Annotated in this window: 26 protein-coding genes; 5 read left to right on the top strand and 21 right to left on the bottom strand. The window is 62.4% G+C overall.

What is annotated here, in order from left to right; all coding sequences use genetic code 11:
- Nucleotides 1-179: 179 nt before the first annotated feature.
- Nucleotides 180-2,267, top strand: coding sequence for a molybdopterin-containing oxidoreductase family protein (locus BVH73_RS10430; protein WP_079418435.1), 2,088 nt, complete (start codon nucleotides 180-182; stop codon nucleotides 2,265-2,267).
- Nucleotides 2,264-2,758: a protein tyrosine phosphatase family protein gene (locus BVH73_RS10425; protein ID WP_079418433.1), complete on the top strand. Its 495-nt coding sequence runs from the start codon at nucleotides 2,264-2,266 to the stop codon at nucleotides 2,756-2,758. The genes BVH73_RS10430 and BVH73_RS10425 overlap by 4 nt, the downstream gene beginning before the upstream one ends.
- Before the next feature lie 40 nt (nucleotides 2,759-2,798).
- On the opposite strand, the gene dsbD is transcribed toward BVH73_RS10425, so the two are convergent.
- From dsbD to rplN, 21 genes are all read right to left on the bottom strand, one after another.
- The gene (gene dsbD / locus BVH73_RS10420) at nucleotides 2,799-4,796 is read right to left on the bottom strand and encodes a protein-disulfide reductase DsbD (RefSeq protein WP_079418431.1); all 1,998 of its coding nucleotides are present in this window, start codon (nucleotides 4,794-4,796) and stop codon (nucleotides 2,799-2,801) included.
- A gap of 175 nt (nucleotides 4,797-4,971) precedes the next feature.
- Nucleotides 4,972-5,754 carry an ABC transporter permease gene (locus BVH73_RS10415; RefSeq protein ID WP_079418429.1) on the bottom strand — a complete coding sequence of 261 codons (783 nt, stop codon included), beginning with the start codon at nucleotides 5,752-5,754 and terminating at the stop codon, nucleotides 4,972-4,974.
- A gap of 29 nt (nucleotides 5,755-5,783) precedes the next feature.
- Complete coding sequence (locus tag BVH73_RS10410; RefSeq protein WP_079418427.1) at nucleotides 5,784-6,728, bottom strand: ATP-binding cassette domain-containing protein; 945 nt, start codon at nucleotides 6,726-6,728, stop codon at nucleotides 5,784-5,786.
- A gap of 102 nt (nucleotides 6,729-6,830) precedes the next feature.
- Entirely contained in the window at nucleotides 6,831-7,226 is a 396-nt protein-coding gene (rplQ, locus tag BVH73_RS10405; RefSeq protein WP_055449114.1) for a 50S ribosomal protein L17, read from the bottom strand.
- A 119-nt stretch (nucleotides 7,227-7,345) separates the two neighbouring features.
- On the bottom strand, nucleotides 7,346-8,332 hold the full coding sequence (locus tag BVH73_RS10400; RefSeq protein ID WP_079418425.1) for a DNA-directed RNA polymerase subunit alpha: 987 nt from the start codon (nucleotides 8,330-8,332) through the stop codon (nucleotides 7,346-7,348).
- 112 nt (nucleotides 8,333-8,444) lie between these two features.
- Nucleotides 8,445-9,068, bottom strand: a complete 624-nt coding sequence (gene rpsD / locus BVH73_RS10395) for a 30S ribosomal protein S4 (RefSeq protein ID WP_079418423.1) — start codon at nucleotides 9,066-9,068, stop codon at nucleotides 8,445-8,447.
- A 138-nt stretch (nucleotides 9,069-9,206) separates the two neighbouring features.
- Nucleotides 9,207-9,614, bottom strand: a complete 408-nt coding sequence (rpsK, locus tag BVH73_RS10390) for a 30S ribosomal protein S11 (RefSeq protein ID WP_079418421.1) — start codon at nucleotides 9,612-9,614, stop codon at nucleotides 9,207-9,209.
- 16 nt (nucleotides 9,615-9,630) lie between these two features.
- Nucleotides 9,631-9,996, bottom strand: coding sequence for a 30S ribosomal protein S13 (gene rpsM, locus BVH73_RS10385; RefSeq protein ID WP_055449118.1), 366 nt, complete (start codon nucleotides 9,994-9,996; stop codon nucleotides 9,631-9,633).
- 33 nt (nucleotides 9,997-10,029) lie between these two features.
- On the bottom strand, nucleotides 10,030-10,143 hold the full coding sequence (gene rpmJ / locus BVH73_RS10380; protein WP_079418420.1) for a 50S ribosomal protein L36: 114 nt from the start codon (nucleotides 10,141-10,143) through the stop codon (nucleotides 10,030-10,032).
- Nucleotides 10,144-10,161: 18 nt separating this feature from the next.
- Nucleotides 10,162-10,380: a translation initiation factor IF-1 gene (gene infA, locus BVH73_RS10375; RefSeq protein WP_013106895.1), complete on the bottom strand. Its 219-nt coding sequence runs from the start codon at nucleotides 10,378-10,380 to the stop codon at nucleotides 10,162-10,164.
- A gap of 9 nt (nucleotides 10,381-10,389) precedes the next feature.
- The gene (gene secY, locus BVH73_RS10370) at nucleotides 10,390-11,709 is read right to left on the bottom strand and encodes a preprotein translocase subunit SecY (RefSeq protein WP_079418418.1); all 1,320 of its coding nucleotides are present in this window, start codon (nucleotides 11,707-11,709) and stop codon (nucleotides 10,390-10,392) included.
- Between the two features lie 14 nt (nucleotides 11,710-11,723).
- The gene (gene rplO / locus BVH73_RS10365; protein ID WP_079418416.1) at nucleotides 11,724-12,170 is read right to left on the bottom strand and encodes a 50S ribosomal protein L15; all 447 of its coding nucleotides are present in this window, start codon (nucleotides 12,168-12,170) and stop codon (nucleotides 11,724-11,726) included.
- Between the two features lie 76 nt (nucleotides 12,171-12,246).
- Nucleotides 12,247-12,432, bottom strand: a complete 186-nt coding sequence (gene rpmD / locus BVH73_RS10360) for a 50S ribosomal protein L30 (RefSeq protein ID WP_079420527.1) — start codon at nucleotides 12,430-12,432, stop codon at nucleotides 12,247-12,249.
- Nucleotides 12,433-12,437: 5 nt separating this feature from the next.
- The gene (gene rpsE / locus BVH73_RS10355) at nucleotides 12,438-12,956 is read right to left on the bottom strand and encodes a 30S ribosomal protein S5 (protein ID WP_079418414.1); all 519 of its coding nucleotides are present in this window, start codon (nucleotides 12,954-12,956) and stop codon (nucleotides 12,438-12,440) included.
- Between the two features lie 13 nt (nucleotides 12,957-12,969).
- Nucleotides 12,970-13,326, bottom strand: coding sequence for a 50S ribosomal protein L18 (gene rplR / locus BVH73_RS10350; RefSeq protein WP_079420525.1), 357 nt, complete (start codon nucleotides 13,324-13,326; stop codon nucleotides 12,970-12,972).
- 14 nt (nucleotides 13,327-13,340) lie between these two features.
- Nucleotides 13,341-13,874 carry a 50S ribosomal protein L6 gene (rplF, locus tag BVH73_RS10345; RefSeq protein WP_079418412.1) on the bottom strand — a complete coding sequence of 178 codons (534 nt, stop codon included), beginning with the start codon at nucleotides 13,872-13,874 and terminating at the stop codon, nucleotides 13,341-13,343.
- Between the two features lie 13 nt (nucleotides 13,875-13,887).
- Nucleotides 13,888-14,286 (bottom strand): 30S ribosomal protein S8, encoded by a 399-nt coding sequence (rpsH, locus tag BVH73_RS10340; protein WP_079418410.1) that lies wholly within the window; start codon nucleotides 14,284-14,286, stop codon nucleotides 13,888-13,890.
- A gap of 93 nt (nucleotides 14,287-14,379) precedes the next feature.
- Nucleotides 14,380-14,685, bottom strand: a complete 306-nt coding sequence (rpsN, locus tag BVH73_RS10335; RefSeq protein WP_079418408.1) for a 30S ribosomal protein S14 — start codon at nucleotides 14,683-14,685, stop codon at nucleotides 14,380-14,382.
- A 7-nt stretch (nucleotides 14,686-14,692) separates the two neighbouring features.
- The gene (gene rplE, locus BVH73_RS10330; RefSeq protein WP_079418407.1) at nucleotides 14,693-15,232 is read right to left on the bottom strand and encodes a 50S ribosomal protein L5; all 540 of its coding nucleotides are present in this window, start codon (nucleotides 15,230-15,232) and stop codon (nucleotides 14,693-14,695) included.
- An 11-nt stretch (nucleotides 15,233-15,243) separates the two neighbouring features.
- Complete coding sequence (gene rplX, locus BVH73_RS10325) at nucleotides 15,244-15,561, bottom strand: 50S ribosomal protein L24 (protein WP_079418405.1); 318 nt, start codon at nucleotides 15,559-15,561, stop codon at nucleotides 15,244-15,246.
- Nucleotides 15,562-15,582: 21 nt separating this feature from the next.
- Nucleotides 15,583-15,951, bottom strand: coding sequence for a 50S ribosomal protein L14 (gene rplN / locus BVH73_RS10320; RefSeq protein WP_055449128.1), 369 nt, complete (start codon nucleotides 15,949-15,951; stop codon nucleotides 15,583-15,585).
- Between the two features lie 666 nt (nucleotides 15,952-16,617).
- Here rplN and hemA point away from each other — a divergent pair.
- The 3 genes from hemA (at nucleotide 16,618) to prmC (ending at nucleotide 19,963) form a co-directional block, all read left to right on the top strand.
- A complete protein-coding gene (gene hemA / locus BVH73_RS10310; protein ID WP_079418401.1) occupies nucleotides 16,618-17,925 on the top strand; it encodes a glutamyl-tRNA reductase in 1,308 nt (435 codons plus the stop codon).
- A 66-nt stretch (nucleotides 17,926-17,991) separates the two neighbouring features.
- Nucleotides 17,992-19,071 carry a peptide chain release factor 1 gene (gene prfA / locus BVH73_RS10305; protein ID WP_079418399.1) on the top strand — a complete coding sequence of 360 codons (1,080 nt, stop codon included), beginning with the start codon at nucleotides 17,992-17,994 and terminating at the stop codon, nucleotides 19,069-19,071.
- A gap of 1 nt (nucleotide 19,072) precedes the next feature.
- Nucleotides 19,073-19,963 (top strand): peptide chain release factor N(5)-glutamine methyltransferase, encoded by an 891-nt coding sequence (gene prmC, locus BVH73_RS10300; protein ID WP_079418397.1) that lies wholly within the window; start codon nucleotides 19,073-19,075, stop codon nucleotides 19,961-19,963.
- Nucleotides 19,964-19,983: the final 20 nt, after the last annotated feature.

Raw genomic sequence — 19,983 nt, 5'->3', positions numbered from 1 at the left:
ATCAACGATCTGATGCAAGCCATGCTCGACGCATGGACGGGGGTGTCGTGCCGATGGCGGCTTTGGATCGGACGAACGGGCAGGCTTGCGCTGGAATACTCAGGCTGGCGTCGCGGGCAGCCGGGTCGGGGATTTGCCGCCTACACTTGGGAGCACAACTCCCTGTCTTGCCCATGTCCATGACTGACTCCGTCCTTGCCGTCCCCCAACCGGACGCCCTGGTGCGCGGCGCCTGCCCGCACGACTGCCCCGACACCTGCGCGCTGCTCGTCACCGTCAAAGACGGCGTGGCGGTGAGCGTGCGCGGGGATCCCGACCATCCCACGACCCATGGCGCGCTGTGCGCCAAGGTGTCGCGCTACACCGAGCGCACCTATCACCCGGACCGCCTGCTGCAACCTCTCAAGCGCACCGGCCCCAAAGGCAGCGGGCAGTTTGCGCCGGTGAGCTGGGACGAGGCGCTGGACGACATCGCGGCCCGCCTGAAGACGATAGCCGCGCGAGACCCACAGGCCATCCTGCCCTATTCCTACGGGGGCACGCTGGGCTGCCTGCAGAGCGAGAGCATGGCGGCACGCTTCTTCCACAAACTCGGCGCCAGCCTGCTCGATCGCACCATCTGCGCCTCGGCGGGTGAAGCCGGTCTGCAGGCGGTCTTGGGCGGCAAGCTGGGCATGGACGTGGAGCAGTTCGAGCACAGCAGGCTGATCCTCATCTGGGGCAGCAACAGCATCACCAGCAATCTGCATTTCTGGACCTACGCGCAACGCGCCAAACGCAACGGCGCCAAGCTGGTCTGCATCGACCCCTGGCGCAACGACACGGCGGAGAAATGCCACGAACATGTGCAACTGCGCCCCGGCACCGATGCCGCTCTGGCCTACGCCCTGATGCACGAACTGGTCAAACACGACTGGCTGGATCACGACTACATCGCGCAGCACACCGTGGGCTTTGCCGCGCTGCGTGAACGCGCCCTGGCCTGGCCGCCCGAGCGTGCGGCGGCGGTGTGCGGCGTGCCGGTCGAACAGATCCGCCAGCTCGCCCACGACTATGGCACGCTGTCGCCTGCCGCCATCCGCATGAACTACGGCCTGCAGCGCGTGCGCGGCGGCGCCAATGCGGTACGCGCCATCGCCTGTCTGCCCGCCCTCGTCGGCGCCTGGCGGCACGACGCCGGCGGCCTGCTTTTGTCGAGCTCCAATCACTTCAAGACCGACAGCGCCGCCCTGGAGCGCCCCGATCTGCTCGCCGACCGCAAGCCGCGCACGCTCAATATGTCGACCATCGGCGATGATCTGCTGCAACCGGCCTCACCCGGCTTCGGCCCGAGAGTCGAGGCCGTGATCGTTTACAACAGCAACCCGGTGGCCGTCGCGCCCGAGGGCGACAAGGTGCGCGACGGATTCGCCCGCGACGATCTGTTCACCGTGGTGCTGGAGCACTTCCAGACCGACACGGCCGACTACGCCGACTATGTGCTGCCCGCCACCACCCAGCTTGAACACCTCGACGTGCACAAGTCCTACGGGCACCGCTATTGGCTCGCGAACAACCCGGCCATCGCACCGCTCGGCCAGTCCAAGCCCAACACCGAGATCTTCCGCCTGCTGGCCGCGCGCATGGGCTTCACCGAGCCGTGTTTTCAGGACACCGATGCCCAGCTCGCCGCACAGGCCATTGCGCCCGACCCGCGCAACGGCGACATTCGCTGGGAAACGCTGCAAGCCCGCGGCTGGGCCCGTTTGCCCGGCGCCACCGCCCCGTTTGCCCAGGGCGGCTTTCCCACGCCCTCGGGCCGATGCGAGTTCTGGTCCCAGCGCGAAGCCGACGCCGGGCGCGACCCCTTGCCCGAGGTGCTTCTGCCCTACGAGTGCGCCGAGACCGCGCCGGACCTTGCCGCGCGCTACCCGCTGGCCATGATCTCGCCACCCGCCCGCAATTTCCTCAACTCAACGTTCGTGAATGTGGACAGCCTGCGCAAGCTCGAAGGCGAGCCCGCGCTGCTCATCCACCCGGACGATGCGGCCAGCCGCGGCCTTGCCGACGGTCAGATGGTGCGCACCTTCAACGACCGCGGCGCCTCGCTGAGCCGTGCGCGCATCAGCACCCGCACCCGCCCTGGCCAGATCGTGGGCCTGGGCATCTGGTGGCGCAAGCTCTCACCCGACGGGCAGAACGTCAACGCGCTCACGCACCAGCGGCTCACCGATCTGGGCGGTGGCGCGTGTTTCTACGACTGCCTGGTCGAAGTGGCCGCGGCGTGAACGACCCGACGCCGCCATTGGCCTTCGATGCCGAGAATGCCTACCTGGCGTTCGAAGGCCTGTGGTGCTCAGGCCAACTCAGCGCCGCCGACATCGCCCGCCTGCCCGCGCTGGGCGTGAGCACAGTCATCAATCTGGCACCGCCCAACGCTTCAAAAATTCTGGTCGGCGAGGCCGAGCAGGTCACGGCGCTGGGGCTGAATTACGTGCAGATTCCGGTGAGCTGGGATGCACCCAGTCCCCATCAGTTCGAGCTTTTCGCGGGGGTGATGGCCGCTGTGGGGCATCAAGCCGTCTGGCTGCATTGCGCCAGAAATATGCGGGCCTCGGCCTTCGTCTATCTCTACCGACTGCTCGTTCGCGGCGAAGGCGAACCCCAGGCGGCCTGGCCGATGTCGCAGGTCTGGACGCCGAACCCGGCCTGGCAACAATGGATCACTGCGGTGCGCAGCGCCCGCGGTGTCGGCGCCGTGCGGCCCGGCCCGCGCTGAGCCTCGCGCGGCCTATCGTCGCGCGAGGCTCAGCGTTGACCTAGACCCCGGCGCGCTGCATCGACGCCAGAAAGGTCTTGGCATTCTCGAAGCCGACCACCCGGCCCACTTCCTTGCCGCCCTTGAAAAAGATGATGCCCGGCGGGCCGAACAGCTGGAAGCGTTTGAGCAGCGCCTTGTCGTCGGCGGTGTTCTGGGTCACGTCGGCCTGGATCAGCGTCATACCGGCCATCTGCTGCGCCACGGCCGGGTCGGTGAAGGTGAAGTGCTCCATCTCCTTGCACGAGACGCACCAATCGGCATAGAAGTCGAGCATCACGGGCTTGGAGCTCGCCGCCACGACGCGGTCGAGATCGGCCACGGTATGAATGCGCTCGAACTGCACCGCGGGCGCGGCGCTCGCCGAGGCGGACGCACTTCCGCCCAGCCCCGCAAGCGGTTGCAGCAGATTACGGCTGCCCGAGGCCAGACCGACCAGCAGCACCGCGCCCGCAACCGCCAGCGCCACGCCAAAGCCCTTGAACAGCCGCTTCCAACCGGAAGCCTCGTCGGGCAGCCGGTCGAAGACCCGCAGAAAGCTCGCGCTGATGAGAAACAGCAGAGCCCACAGCACCATCAGCAGCCAGGTCGGCAGAACCGGCGCGATCATGTAAAGGGCCGTGGCAATGAGCAGCACGCCGAAGAAGGCCTTGACCCCGTCCATCCAGCCCCCGGCTCGGGGCAGCAGCGTGCCCGCCCCCAGACCGACAAGCAGCAGCGGCACGCTCATGCCCGCGGCCAGCGAGAACAGTGCCACGCCGCCGATCAGGGCGTTGCCGGTCTGGCTGATGTAGAGCAGCGCACCGGCCAGCGGGGCGGCCACGCAGGGCCCGACGATCAGCGCCGAAATCCCGCCCATGACAAACACACCGGCGAAATGTCCGCCCTGCATTTTGTCGGACGTGGAAGACAGCTTGCTTTGCAGCGCACTGGGCACCTGCAGTTCATAGAAACCGAACATCGACAGCGACAGCAGCACCAGCAGCGCCGCGAACACCGACAGCACCCAGGGATTCTGCAGCGAGGCCGCCAGCCCCTGACCGAGCAATCCCGCCGCCACGCCGAAGGCCGTGTACACAATGGCCATACCCAGCGAGTAGGCCACGGCCAGTGCGAAGCCGCGACCGCGGGAGACCTTTTCGCCCTGGCCGACGATGATGCTCGACAGAATCGGAATCATCGGCAGCACGCAGGGTGTGAAGGCCAGCAGCAGACCGAACACCAGGAACATGGGAATGATGGACAGCAGGCTGCCCGAGGCCAGGGCGGCACCGATGCGCGAGGATTCGCCCGCCGGCGCTGCAGCAGGCGCCACTGCCGCTGGCGACGATCCCTGGACTGCGAGCGTCTGGGCCGTCGACGGGGCGGATGCCACAGACGGGGCGGCCGCCGTTTGTGCGCTGCTGCCCGCGCCCATCAAACCCTGAACCAGTCCACTCGCGCCGCTGCTGCCGGGGGCCGGCGCACCGGCGCCTTCGTCGTCCGGCTCGGAAAGGGCCACCGTGCCATTGCCGCCGAACCCGGTGAGGCTCACGGTGGCGAGCTTCTCGATGGGCGGATAGCAGAGCCCGGCATCCGCGCAGCCCTGATACGTCACCAGCATCTTGAAGCTCGCGGGCGCCTTGAGCACCGGCAGCGGAATGGACACTAGGTCGCGGTAATGCGCAACATCGTGCCCGAGGTTCTTGTCGAAAATGACGTGCGCCGGAGGAAATCCGGGCTTGCCCAGCTCCACGCCCGTGGTCTGCGATTCAAAATGGAACCGCTCCTGGTACATGTAATAGCCCTTGGCGGCCTTGAACTGCAGGAGTACCGTCTTGGCGTCCTGCGCCTTGGCGGTGAACTGGAAGGCTTCGTCCGGCGGCAGAAAATCGCCCTGCTGGGCCTGCGCCTGCGGCAGCATCACACCCGCCCAGAGCAGCGAAAAACCCAATACGAGGCGGCTGAGCAAGGCCCAGAAGCGCAGACTTCGCGGAGTGGATGAAGCGCGACGTTGCATGAACGATCTCCCTTTATTGTGGTTGGGTCGAGCGCGGCGCGTCGTGCCGACGGCCCAAAGCGCGGCGTGCGCCCGCCCAACTGAAATATAAGTCCAAGGGCATATTTGAATGCCTTAGGGCTTGCCCTGCTGCGCGCTCCGCCAATCGCCCTTTGCCAGTCTCGGACAAGCCTGGTCAGGCGCGAAAGCGACGCTGGGTCAAGGTGCGGGCCAACCACCAGGCCAGCAGCAGATCCACGCCAAGCACGATGAGATGCGGCACGGCCTTCGCATCAAACTGACCGAAGAACAAGGGGCGCACCAGTTCCACTGCGGCATGCAGGGGCAGCGCCTGCGCCAGCCATTGCAGGGGCACGGGCAGAGACGTCAGCGGAAAGTACACGCCCGACAGAAAGGTCATCGGCGTGAGCACCAGGGTGAAGTAGTAGGTAAAGAAGTCGTAGCCCCGCGCCTTGGCATTGACGATAAGACCGATGGCCGAAAACACCAGCCCGGTCAGCAGCAGCAGCGGCAGCGCCAGGAGCAACGTCCATTCGCGGCTGATGCCAAGTGCCACGATGACGGCCAGAATGGCCACACCGCTGAACACTGATTTGGTTGCCGCCCACACAAGCTCACCGAGGAGCACATCGTCGAGGGAGGTAGGTGTGACACGAATGGCGTCCCAGGTCTTCTGCACATGCATACGGGAAAACGCCGAATAGAGCGCCTCGAAGCTGGCCGCCATCATCACGCTCATGCAGATCGCCCCGGAGGCGAGGAACTGAATGTAGGGCACGCCGTCGACCGTGCCCACCAACGCGCCCACGCCAAAGCCGAAGGCCACCAGCGTGATCAGGGGTTCGGCGATATTGCCGACGAGGCTGGGAATGGCGAGCTTCTTCCAGACCAGGAAGTTGCGCCGCCAAATGGGAAAGAAGCGCCAGCGGTGGCGATCGATCAGGGAGGTATCGGACATGGTTGAACCGTCTTGTCAGCGCGACGGCATCAATCGCGCAGTTGACGGCCTGTGAGCTTGAGAAAAACATCTTCCAGATTGGCGCGTCGATGCAGCACCCGTAGCCCGGGCAGGGCTTCGAGGGCCCGCAGCGCTGCGGCGCTTTGCGCGGTATAGGCGAATAGACCATCGCCGCTGCGCTCCATGCGCTGCACATGCGGGCGCAGCAGTCGCTCGGCTTCGTCGAGGCCTTCGCCGTCCATCTCGATGACCTCGGCCTCGACCTGAGCCGTAATCAGGCCGCGCGGCGTGTCTTCGGCGATCCGCCGACCATGATCGAGCACCAGAATGCGATGGCACAGTCGCTCGGCCTCGTCCATGAAATGGGTCGTCAGCAGCAGCGACTTGCCCTGCGCGGTCAGCACCTTGAGGCGCTCCCAGATCAGATGGCGCGCCTGCGGATCGAGGCCCGTGGTGGGCTCGTCGAGAAAAATCAGATCCGGATCATTGACCAGGGCTCTGGCCAGACTCAGACGTCGGCGCATCCCCCCCGACAACTCGCTGATGCGAGCCCGCGCCTTCGATTCGAGCGCGGCAAAGGCCAGCAACTGCGGCAGCCGTGGGCGAAGTTCAGCGTCGCTCAGCCCGAAATAACGGCCGAAGACCAGCAGATTCTCTTCCACCGTGAAGTCGGGATCGAGGCTGTCGAATTGAGTCACCACGCCAACGCGCAGACGGGCCTGCCGCGCGGCTTTGGGTACCGGCTGCCCCATCAGGCGGATCTGCCCCGCATCGGGCCGGGCGAGACCCAGGCAGAGCTGGATGGTGGTGGTCTTACCCGCCCCGTTGGGCCCGATGATGCCGTAACACTCGCCTGGCATCAGCCGCAGGCTCAGACCATCAACCACCGTGAGTTGCCCGTAGTGCTTGTGGACTTGGTCCAGTTCGAGAAGTGGGGGCGTCTGGGCGTGTTGTAGAGCGGCGCTGTCATGCATGATCGGGATGCTACGGGCAAGGCTTGAAGTCTGCAGCCACCATGAAAAAGCGCCAGCAGAGCTGGCGCTTTTGGGAACGTCGCAGGGCGCAGCGGTCCGCGATTACTCCGACTTGTCTTCCACCGGAGCGGCGTCGACATCAGGACGATCGACCAGCTCGATCAAGGCCATGGGAGCGTTGTCACCCACGCGGAAGCCGAACTTCAGCGTGCGGGTGTACCCGCCCGGCCGGGTCTGGTAGCGCGGGCCCAGCACATCGAACAGCTTGGTGACCGAGTCGCGGTTGCGCAGGCGATCGAACGCCAGGCGGCGATTGGCCAGCGAAGGCTTTTTGCCCAGCGTGATCAGGGGTTCCACCACGGCGCGCAGCTCTTTGGCCTTGGGCAGGGTGGTCTTGATGGCCTCGTGCTCAATCAGCGAATTGGCCATGTTGCGAAACATGGCCTTGCGATGGCTGGAGGTGCGGTTGAGTTTGCGAAGTCCGTTTCCGTGACGCATGGTGCTTTCCTTTCCTTATGAATCAGGCCAGCCGGATCAGGTACTGGCCCTGCACTGCCGGGTACTCCACCCGGCCTATCGAGAAGCTAAATCGAGAACGCTGAAATCTGCCAAGAGGCTCAGCGCTTGTCCAGACCGCTGGGCGGCCAGTTGTCGAGCTTCATGCCCAGCGTCAAGCCGCGGGCTGCAAGCACTTCCTTGATTTCGTTGAGCGACTTGCGGCCGAGGTTGGGCGTCTTGAGCAGTTCGGTCTCGCTGCGCTGAATCAGGTCGCCGATGTAGTAGATGTTCTCGGCCTTCAGGCAGTTGGCCGAACGTACGGTCAGCTCCAACTCGTCCACGGGGCGCAGCAGGATCGGGTCGTAGGTTTGCGCACCAGCAGCCGCCTCGGCAGCCTCCGTGGCCTCGGCACCTTCCAGGCTGGCGAAGACAGACAGTTGTTCGACCAGAATGCGGGCGGACGAGCGAATGGCTTCTTCGGCGCTGATCACACCGTTGGTCTCGATCTCCATGACCAGCTTGTCCAGGTCGGTGCGCTGTTCGACACGGGCGCTTTCCACGGCGTAGCTGACACGGCGCACAGGCGAGAACGAAGCATCCAGGACGATGTGGCCGATGCTCTTGCCACCTTCTTCCCCGAAGTTACGCAGCGTGCCCGGCACATAGCCGCGGCCCTTTTCGACCTTGATCTGCATGTCGAGCTTGCCGCCTTGCGACAAATGCGCGATCACGTGATCCGGATTGATGATCTCGACGTCGTGCGGCGTCTGAATGTCCGCGGCGGTGACCACGCCTTCGCCTTCCTTGCGCAGCGAGAGAGTCACTTCGTCACGGTTGTGCAGCTTGAGCACCACGCCCTTGAGGTTGAGCAGCACGCCGATCACGTCTTCCTGCAGGCCATCGACGACCGAGTACTCGTGGAGCACGCCATTGATGCTCACTTCCGTGGGCGCATAGCCCACCAGCGACGACAGCATGACGCGACGCAGCGCATTGCCCAGGGTATGGCCATAGCCACGCTCGAAGGGCTCGAGCACGACCTTGGAACGATTGTGTCCGAGAGATTCGACCTGGATCGACTTGGGACGAAGAAGGGCTGTTTGCATGAGGCTTCCTGTTCAATACCCTCCGCACGTTACGCGGATAAGGCTGAGGTGAGCTGCCACTGCCAAAGTCGGCAGGGCGCGAGGCGCCCTGGGAGCCCAGGGCGAGAAACGATTAACGCGAGTACAACTCGATGATCAAGGACTCGTTGATGTCGCTAGCGAATTCGTCGCGGTCAGGCGTCTTCTTGAAAACACCTTCCATCTTGGCCCCATCCACCTGAACCCAGGCGGGAAAACCATTGGACTCGGCCAGCTTCACTGATTCCTGGATGCGGGCCTGGTTGCGCGACTTCTCGCGCACCGCCACCACGTCACCAGCCTTCACCAGCGCCGAAGGAATGTTCAACATCTTGCCGTTGACCGTGATCGAGCGATGGCTGACAAGCTGACGCGCTTCGGCGCGGGTCGAACCATAGCCCATGCGGTACACCACATTGTCCAGGCGCGATTCGAGCAGGCTCAGCAGATTGCCGCCCGTGTTGCCCGAACGACGTTGCGCCTCTTCGTAGTAGCGACGGAACTGGCGCTCGAGCACGCCGTACATGCGCTTGACTTTCTGCTTTTCGCGCAGCTGCTTGCCGTAATCGGACGTACGGGCACCGGAGGTGCGGCCGTGCTGGCCAGGCTTGGTTTCGAGCTTGACCTTGGAGTCAATGCCACGACGCGCGCTCTTGAGGAAGAGATCTGCGCCTTCGCGGCGGGTGAGTTTGCCTTTGGCGCCAATAAAACGAGCCACTTGGAATTCCTTTCAATACTGCCATGCCGTACGACGCATGGGAGCCCGATCATTCGGGCAGTGGACTTAAAGACACGCCCAGCTTCGCCAATGCGACAGCTGAATGAGAAACTGAGCGCAGTTGAAACGACAGAATCTTTAGACGCGGCGACGCTTCGGAGGGCGGCAGCCGTTGTGAGGGATCGGCGTCACATCTTCGATCAAGGTGACTTTGATGCCGAGGTTGTTCAGTGCGCGCACGGACGACTCGCGACCCGGGCCGGGGCCCTTGATGAACACTTCCAGGTTCTTGATCCCGTACTCGAGAGCAATCCTGCCGGCCTGCTCGGCTGCAACCTGCGCCGCGAAAGGCGTGGATTTGCGTGAGCCCTTGAAGCCTTGTGCCCCGGACGAGGATGCCGACAGCGCATTGCCCTGGCGGTCGGTAATGGTGATGATGGTGTTGTTGAACGACGCGTGCACATGCGCGATGCCGTCAGAAACATTCTTGCGAATCTTCTTGCGGGTACGCTGTGCTGCCGTGTTCTGAGACGATGGTTTAGCCATTTGCGGTGTTCCTTACTTATTTCTTCAGCGTGATGCTGCCCTTGCGCGGACCTTTGCGGGTACGGGCGTTGGTACGGGTGCGTTGACCGCGCACGGGCAAACCGCGGCGGTGACGGAAACCACGGTAGCAGCCCAGATCCATCAAACGCTTGATGTTCACCGAGATCTCACGACGCAGATCGCCTTCGATGGTGAGTTTGCCGATGGCATCACGCACCTTCTCCAGCTCCGCGTCTGAAAGATCCTTGATTCGCTTGTTGTAAGGAACGCCCGAAGCATCACAAATGGCGCGCGCAGTGGTGCGGCCAATACCGTAAATCGCCGTGAGGCCGATTTCCGAATGTTGATGTGGCGGAATGTTAATACCAGCAATACGTGCCATTGAATACCTCGAACTTCAAAAAATGATTTGGGCTCAACCCTGGCGCTGCTTGTGACGCGGGTCAGTGCAAATCACGCGCACAATGCCATTGCGGCGAATGATCTTGCAGTTACGGCACATTTTTTTGACAGATGCGCTCACTCTCATGATGATCCTCTCTTACTCTTACTTGGCACGGAAAACAATCCGCGCACGTGATAAATCGTAGGGCGTCAATTCCACGGTAACCTTGTCGCCCGGAAGTATGCGGATGTAATGCATCCGCATCTTTCCTGAAATATGCCCCAACACCGTGTGGCCGTTCTCCAGCTTGACCCGGAAGGTTGCGTTCGGGAGATTTTCGAGAATCTCTCCCTGCATTTGAATGACGTCGTCTTTGGCCATAAATTCCTGTTAACGCGCGCCGCCAAGGCCCGACTTGAAATTGGCCTTTTTAAGCAGCGTATCGTATTGATGCGACATGGCATAAGCCTGGACTTGCGCCATGAAATCCATGGTGACAACAACAATGATCAGCAAGGACGTGCCACCAAAGCTGAACGGAACATTGTATTTCAGAACCAGGAATTCGGGCAGCAGGCAGACCAGGGTGATGTAGATGGCGCCCACCAAAGTCAAACGCATCAGCACCTTGTCGATGAATTTGGCCGTCTGCTCACCCGGGCGGATACCCGGAATGAAAGCCCCGCCCTTCTTGAGCTGGTCTGCCGTTTCACGGCTATTGAAAACCAGCGCGGTATAGAAGAACGCAAAGAAGATAATGGCGGCCGCGTACAAAAGAATGTAGAGAGGCTGTCCTGGCGACAACGCACCAGAAATGTCCTTGAGCCAACCCATTCCCTTCGTCGCGCCGAACCAGCTCACGGCCGTAGCAGGCAGCAAAATGATTGACGACGCAAAAATCGGGGGAATTACACCGGCCATATTCAGCTTCAAGGGCAGGTGTGAGCTCTGTCCACCATAGACCTTGTTACCGACCTGCCTGCGTGCATAGTTCACCAAAATCTTGCGCTGACCGCGCTCGACGAAGACGACGAAGTAAGTCACCAGGATGACAATGGCCAGAACGAATAGCGCGACCAGGACGCTCATTGCCCCGGTACTGACCAATTCGGCCAGCCCCGCGATGGCCGTGGGCAACCCAGCCACGATGCCTGCGAAAATAATGATGGAAATGCCATTACCCAGGCCGCGCTCGGTAATCTGCTCGCCAAGCCACATCAGAAACATGGTTCCGGACGTCAGCGTCAACACGGCCGATAACTGAAAACCAAGTCCCGGATGGATCACAAGGCCCGGCGAAGCCTGCAAGGCCACCGCGATGCCGAAGGATTGGAAAATCGCCAGCACCAGAGTGAAATAGCGCGTGTATTGGGTCGTCTTGCGGCGCCCAGCCTCGCCTTCCTTCTTCAGCGCCTCAAGAGACGGCACGACATAGGTGAGCAGCTGCATGATGATCGACGCCGAGATATACGGCATGATCCCTAGCGCAAACACGGTAAACCGTGCAAGCGCGCCCCCGGAGAACATATTGAACAGGCCCAGAATGCCGCCTGAATTGTTCTGGAAAAGCTGTTGCAGGTGCGTCGGATCGATGCCGGGCACAGGGATGTGCGCACCGATGCGATACACCACCAGTGCGCCGAGCAGGAACATCAGACGGCGACCGAGGTCGCCGTATTTGCCCTGCTGTGTCACGCCGGAGCTGGCCATGTCGAAACGTCCCGTCAAGCCGTGGCGACGTCAGCGATGGCGCCACCAGCGGCTTCGATCGCACTACGAGCACCTTGGGTCGCCAGAATGCCCTGCAACTTGACAGCACGGGTGATCTGACCCGAGGCAATCACTTTGACGGTGCGCGACAGATCGGGCACGAGGCCGTGCGCCTTGAGCGTCAGCATGTCGATCTCGTCTTCCTGCAAGCGGTTGAGATCGGCCAAGGTGACCTGAGCGCTGTAGCGGGCAATCGGCGACTTGAACCCGCGCTTGGGCAGACGACGCTGCAGCGGCATCTGGCCGCCCTCGAAGCCCACTTTATGAAAACCGCCAGAGCGGGATTTCTGGCCCTTGTGACCACGGCCGGAGGTCTTGCCCAGGCCCGACCCGATGCCGCGGCCGACACGGCGCTTGGCGTGTTTGGCGCCTGCGGCGGGTTTGATGGTGTTGAGTTGCATATCGAATCTCACAAATTCTGCTGTGTTGCCAACCAGAGCCGGCTCAATCGCCCCAGGCCTTGGCCCAGGTCCGGTCTCAGGCGCAAATTTCAACCAGGTAGCTGACCTTGCGGACCATGCCACGCACGGCGGCCGTATCTTCGAGCTCACGCACACTGCCGAGTTTGCGCAACCCCAGACCGCGAACCGTGGCGCGATGCGAATCGCGGGTACCGATCACGCTGCGCACCAGCTTGACCTTGATGGTTTTCTTGTCACTCATGATGTTCAACCCAGAATTTCTTCGACGGTCTTGCCACGCTTCATGGCGATCTCTTGGGCCGAGCTCATATTGCCCAGCGCGTCGAGTGTGGCGCGAACCATGTTGTAGGGATTGGTCGATCCGTGGCTCTTGGCCACGATGTCGGTGATCCCGAGTACTTCGAACATGGCGCGCATCGGGCCGCCCGCAATGATGCCAGTACCCTGAACGGCCGGCAGCATCATCACATTGGCAGCGCCGTGCTGGCCCATGACCTTGTGATGCAGCGTGCCACCCTTGAGCGGAACCTTGACCATATTGCGGCGAGCCTGCTCCATGGCCTTCTGCACCGCCACGGGCACTTCACGCGCCTTGCCTTTGCCCATGCCGATGCGACCATCGCCGTCACCAACGACCGTCAAGGCGGCGAAGCCCAGAATGCGACCGCCCTTCACGACCTTGGTCACGCGGTTGACCGCGATCATCTTTTCACGCAGACCGTCGTCGCGCGCTTCGTTGGCAAACTTGTTTTGAACTTTAGCCATGATGTGCCCGTTCTCAGAACTTCAGGCCGGCTTCGCGCGCAGCCTCTGCGAGCGCCTTGACGCGCCCATGAAAGCGAAAACCGGAACGGTCGAAAGCCACGGTGTCGATCCCGGCGGCCTTGGCCCTCTCGGCAATGCGAGTACCAACCGCAACGGCTGCGGCCAGGTTGCCACCATGCCCGTTGAGTTGTCCACGCACTTCCGACTCCACCGTCGAAGCGGAAGCGAGGACGCGATCGCCCTCGGCGGAAATGATGGTCGCGTAGATGTGTTGATTCGTGCGATGCACCGACAGGCGCACTGAACGCAGACGCGCAATGCGACGACGAGTGGCCTGAGCGCGGCGAAGACGGGAAATGTTTTTGCTGATCATGATCCTGGCCCTTACTTCTTCTTGGTTTCCTTGATCACCACGACTTCGTCGGCATAGCGCACACCCTTGCCCTTGTAGGGCTCGGGCGGACGGAATGCGCGCACCTCAGCAGCGATCTGGCCAACGAGTTGCTTGTCCACACCCTTGATGACGATTTCGGTGGGCGTCGGCGTCTCAACCTTGATCCCCTCGGGCATGTCTTTCACGATGGGATGGGAAAAGCCGAGCGACAGGTTGAGCTTGGCGCCTTGCGCCTGGGCCTTGAAACCGACCCCAACGAGGGTGAGCTTGCGCTCGAAACCCTTGGAGACACCTTGCACCATACCGGCCACCAGGGCGCGCATCGTACCCGACATGGCGTGCGCCTCGCGCGACTCGTCAACCGGGACGAACGTCAGAGATCCGTTGTCCTGGGCAATGCGAACGCCTGCAAACTGCGCCCGCTCCAGCTTGCCCAGTCCACCCTTGACGGCAATCGTGTCAGCACTCAGATTGACTTCGACGCCTGCCGGCACTTGAACCGGATATTTGGCAATACGTGACATGGCTGTTCTCTCCTTAAGCAACGTAGCAGAGAACTTCGCCACCCACGCCAACCTGACGCGCCTTGCGGTCGGTCATGAGGCCGCGGGGGGTCGAAACGATGGCAACGCCCAGACCATTCATCACCTGGGGGATGTCTTCCTTGCCGCGATACACACGCAGACCCGGGCGACTGACGCGCTCGAGGCGTTCGATCACCGGCTTGCCTGCGTAGTACTTCAACGAAATCTCAAGATCTGCCTTGGCATCGTTCTCGCGGCGGATGTTGAATCCGTCGATATAGCCCTCTTCGTGCAGGACTTGAGCGATTGCAGCTTTGATCTTGGAAGCTGGCATCGTTACCTTCGCCTTTTCGACCATCTGCGCGTTACGAATACGCGTCAGCATGTCGGCGATGGGATCACTCATGCTCATCAATACTCTCCTAAAAACTTTTGGCGCCTGGCCGGTATAGCAACCGAACGGAACCGAACTCGATTCGACTCAATGACCGATCACCAGCACCGATTACCAGCTGGACTTGGTCACGCCAGGAATTTCCCCGCGGAACGCTAACTCGCGAATCTTGCTGCGCGACAACCCGAAACGGCGGAAGGTTCCGCGCGGACGGCCCGTAATGGCACAACGATTGCGCAGACGGGTCGGACTGGCATTGCGCGGCAGCTGCTGAATCTTCAGGCGAGCTTCATAGCGCTCTTCAAACGACTTGTTGGCGTCATCGACGATGGCCTGCAACTCGGCGCGCTTGGTCGCAAATTTTGCAACCAAGTCTTCGCGTTTCTTTTCGCGGTTGATCAGGGACAGTTTTGCCATGATGACCTCAGTTCTTGAAAGGGAAGCGGAACGCAGCGAGCAACGCCTTGCACTCTTCGTCGGTTTTGGCGGTCGTGGTCACACTGATGTTCAAACCGCGCAGCGCATCAACCTTGTCGTACTCGATTTCCGGGAAGATGATCTGCTCTTTGACGCCAATGTTGTAATTGCCGCGACCATCGAATGCGCGAGCGGAAATACCGCGGAAGTCGCGCACCCGGGGCAGGGCAATGGTCACGAAGCGGTCAAGGAAGTCGTACATACGACCGCCGCGCAGGGTGACCATGCAACCAATGGGCAGGTCTTCACGGATCTTGAAGCCAGCAATCGCCTTGCGCGACTTGGTCACAACGGGCTTCTGTCCAGCAATCTTGGTCAGATCACCAACCGCGTGCTCCATCACCTTCTTGTCAGCCACCGCCTCGGAGACGCCCATATTGAGGGTCACCTTGGTCAGGCGCGGCACTTCCATGACCGATTTGTAGCCAAATTTAGCCATCAACTCGGGCACGACTTTATCTTTGTAAATCGTCTGCAGGCGCGACATAAATCCTCCGGTCAGCCCTTGATCTGCTCGCCACTGGACTTGAAAACGCGCACTTTGGCGCCGTCATCCAGAATCTTGAAGCCGACGCGATCAGCCTTGCCGGTCGCCGGGTTGTAAATGGCCACATTGCTTTGATGAATGGCCAGGTCGCGCGAAACCACGCCACCCGCCTCACCCTTCATCGGATTGGGGCGCACATTCTTCTTCACGGTATGCACACCCTCGACCACGACATGGTCGGCATCCACACGGGCCGTCACCTTGCCGCGACGACCCTTGTCGCTGCCAGCAATGACGATGACGTCGTCATCTTTGCGAATTTTGTTCATGACAAATCCTCCTTCGCGGGCTCAGAGCACTTCGGGCGCCAGAGACACGATCTTCATAAAGCGCTCGGTACGCAGCTCACGCGTCACCGGACCGAAAATGCGCGTACCAATAGGCTCGAGCTTCGCATTCAGAAGCACAGCCGCATTGCCGTCGAACTTGATCAGGGAACCGTCCGTGCGGCGAACACCCTTGGCGGTGCGCACCACGACAGCGCTGTACACCTCGCCTTTTTTCACACGACCACGAGGAGCAGCTTCTTTGATGCTGACCTTGATGATGTCGCCCACGCCGGCGTAGCGGCGCTTGGAGCCGCCCAGCACCTTGATGCACATGACGGATTTGGCGCCGGTGTTGTCGGCGACATCCAGTCTGGATTGCGTCTGAATCATTTAATTTCCTTCACCCAACTTAGTCGCACAACGTGCGCCAGTCTTGGCTCCCTGGTGCGGGAATTGATCTGTGTTGCTCGCGTTTCGCGCAAACCCGACCAAAATCAGGGCCGGGCCACTTCCCGACGCCCGCCAAGAAGCGAAGGTCGAAAAAAGGCGAAGGCGCAATTATGCGGTGGAGCAAAAGCGATGTCAAGCCGCTTTCGCAGATTTTCGCTTGGAGCGACACAAGGCCGCACTGACCAAGGTCGCAGCCAGCAAGACGGCGGCATAGTCCCAGATCGATCCTTCACGAAGGATGCCGCTTCCAATCAAAACCAGGTGCGCCAGCAAGGCCCCGCCGCCGGCAAACAACGCGCGCCTGGCCCGCCCTGCCGCGCACCCAGAGCCCCAGGCGACAGGGGCGAACGCCCCCGTCGCGCCGCCGACGAACAAGGGCATGATGCTCGTCTGGACGAGCCAGGAGAAAAACAACGTCAACATGGATTCGTGCTAGAAAGATGGGTTGGTCAAAAAGCCTACGCCTTGCTTCACTTGCTGTTTGCACCGATGCGTGGATCGGCATTCTTCGCGACACTGTCAACTTTGACAGCGTCAGGTGCATTCTTGATTTGATCAAGATCAGTCGCGTCACATCACGACAGTTCTTAAAATCACGATTTGATTATGTTGCTCGCTGCCATCGGACTCAACCACCAAACCGCCCCAGTCGGGGTACGCGAGCGCCTGGCATTCTCGGCCGACACCCTGGTGGACGCGCTTCAGCGTTTGAAGGTGAACATGCTGGGCGGCAGACGAACCGGGCCTATCGAGGCCGCGATTCTATCGACCTGCAATCGCACCGAGATCTATTGTGCGGCCGACAGCGATCCGCGCGATGCGCTGTTGCACTGGCTGTCCACCGAGCGTCAGGTCCAGCTCGACGATCTGGCGGGCCATAGCTATCGACTGGTCCAGGACGGGGCTGTACGCCATGCCTTCCGCGTCGCCAGTGGCCTCGATTCCATGGTGCTGGGCGAGCCTCAGATTCTGGGGCAGATGAAGGAAGCGGTTCGGGTCGCCTCGGACTCGGGGGCGCTGGGCAGCACGCTGAATCAGATGTTTCAGCGGACCTTTTCCGTCGCCAAAGAGGTGCGCACCCATACCGAGATCGGCGCTCACTCGGTGAGCATGGCTGCGGCCAGCGTCCACCTGGCGCAGACCGTATTCGAGAGCCTCCACGACTGCCGCGTGCTGTTCATTGGCGCCGGGGACATGATCGAGCTCGTCGCCACGCATTTCGCGGCGCAACAGCCCAGGAGCATGGTGATTGCCAACCGCACCGTGGAGCGAGGCATCCGGCTTGCGCAGCGTTTTGGCGCCGAGGCCATCCGCCTGTCCGACGTGCCGCAACGTCTTGCCGAGTTTGACGTGGTCGTGACCAGCACCGCCAGCAGCCTGCCGATCATCGGCCTTGGGGCGGCAGAGCGCAGCATCAAGCAGCGGCGGCACAAGCCCGTGGTGATGGTCGATCTGGCCGTCCCGCGCGACATCGAACCCGAGGTGGCCCAACTGCGCGACGTGTATCTCTATTCGGTCGACGATCTGTCCGCCCTGGTGCGCAGCAACACAGAAAAGCGCCAGGCCGCAGTCGAACAGGCGGAAGCCATCATCGAAAACCGAGTTCATGGATTTCTCGAATGGCTGGACCAGCGTTCGCAAGTCCCCCTCATCCAGCGCCTGCAGTTACAGAGCGAACAGTGGCAGATGTATGAGGTCGAACGCGCCCGCCGCCTGCTGGCGCGGGGCGAGTCGCCCGAGGCCGTGCTTGACGCGTTGGCCCGGGGCCTGTCGCACAAGTTTTTGCATGGCGCATTCACCGCGCTGCACCACGGCGACCCGTCGCACCGCCAGGTCGTGTCGCAGGCCGTCGAGCGCGTGTTTCTGTGCCCGCATCGCGGCAACACCGACTCTTCCTCCGACGCTCAGTCCTAGCGCGGTTCCCGTCCGATTTTTCGACCCGCGCCATGCGCGGGTTTTTCGCGTTTGTCATTCATCCCCATGAAGCCAACCCTGCTGGACAAACTGGAGCAGCTGCAACGCCGGGCCAGCGAGCTCGATGCCTTGCTGGCCGCGCCAGACTGCACCGCCGATCTCCAGCGCTATCGCAGCATGACCCGGGAACTCGCCGAACTGCAGCCGGTTGTCGACCTGTATGCGCAATACAAGGCGAAGTCCAGCGAGCTGTCGCAGGCCGAGTCGCTGCTGAACGACCCTGACATGAAGGAGCTGGCTCAGCAGGAAGTGCTGGACGCACGCGCCGCGCTGAACGCATTGCAGGCCGAGCTTCAGGTCGCTCTGTTGCCGCGCGACCCGGACGACAGCCGCAATGTCTTTGTCGAGGTCCGCGCGGGAACCGGCGGCGAGGAATCGGCCTTGTTCGCCGCGGACCTGTTGCGCATGTACGCGCGCTATGCCGAGCGTAAGCGCTGGCGCACCGAAGTCATCAGCGAAAGCCCGAGCGATCTCGGTGGGTACAAGGAAGTCATTCTGCGCATCGAAGGCGAGGGCGCCTACGGCCTGCTCAAGTACGAATCGGGGGGGCACCGCGTGCAGCGCGTGCCCAAGACCGAGACGCAAGGACGCATCCACACCAGTGCCGCCACCGTCGCCGTGATGCCCGAGATGGACGAGGCACAGGCCATTCAGATCAACCCCGCCGACTTGCGCATCGACACCTTCCGCGCCTCGGGGGCCGGCGGCCAGCACATCAACAAGACCGATTCGGCCATCCGCATCACCCACCTGCCCACCGGCCTGGTCGTGGAATGCCAGGACGAGCGCTCGCAGCATCGCAACAAGGCGCGCGCCCTGTCGGTGCTGGCCGCCCGCCTCGCCGAGCGCGACCGGCAGGCCCGGCAAGCGCAGGAAGCCGCCACGCGCAAAAGTCTGGTCGGCAGCGGGGATCGTTCGGACCGCATTCGCACCTACAACTTTCCGCAAGGCCGGGTCAGCGAGCACCGCATCAACCTCACGCTCTACAAGATCGACGCCATCGTGGACGGCGATCTGGACGAATTGCTCACCGCCTTGCGCACCGAAGATCAGGCCGCGCAGTTGGCCGCCCTGGGAGAGAGCTGAGATGGTCACCCTCGCGGATTGGATGCGAGGCTGCGGCCTCGCCCGGCTCGACGCTCAGGTGCTGGTCGAATCGGTACAAAGCTGGAGCCGCGCCACACAGGCGGCCCACCCGGAGCGGGAACTCGACGCTCGCGCGCTCGAACGGCTCGACACGCTCGCCAGCCGACTGCGCTCGGGCGAACCCATGGCCTATGTGCTGGGCCAGCGCGAGTTCTACGGACTGGCTCTTGAGGTCACCCCTGACGTCCTCATCCCCCGACCGGATACTGAACTGCTGGTGGAACTCGCCCTGCGCCATCTCGACGCCCTGCCCGAGGCCCATGTCCCCACGGTGCTCGATATGGGCACGGGCAGCGGCGCCGTGGCGATCGCCATCGCCCATGCCCGGCCCAAAGCTCGCATCTGGGCGCTCGATGCCAGCGGCCCTGCGCTCGCGGTCGCCCGGCGCAACGCGCAGCGCCTGCTCGACCCGCACCGCGAGGGCGGCGCCCTCCGTTTCCAACAGACCGACTGGTGGGACGGATTGCGGCTTCCGTCGGCGTTTGCGGGCTTCGACTGCATCATCTCCAATCCGCCCTACATCGCCGCGAACGACCCCCATCTTCCCGCCTTGCGCCACGAGCCGCCTCTGGCGCTGACCGGTCGGCACCCCAATGCCGACGGTTTGAGCGATCTTCGGCGGATCGTGGCCCAGGCCGATTGCCATCTGAGCGACGAAGGCTGCCTGCTGCTGGAACATGGCTACGACCAGGCCGCCGCCGTACGCAACCTGCTGACTGCGCACGGCTTTCGCGAGGTGTTCAGTGCGCGCGATCTCGGCGGAATCGAACGCGTCAGCGGCGGACTTTGCCCACGCCGGCAAATCGACCAAAGCCCCCCTAAAATTGGCTGATCGACATCAACCAGGAAACA

The sequence above is a fragment of the Thiomonas intermedia genome (genome assembly GCF_002028405.1).
GTDB lineage: Bacteria > Pseudomonadota > Gammaproteobacteria > Burkholderiales > Burkholderiaceae_C > Thiomonas > Thiomonas intermedia.
The sequence above is the reverse complement of the archived record's forward strand: the minus strand, read 5'-3'. Positions and strand labels throughout refer to the sequence as shown.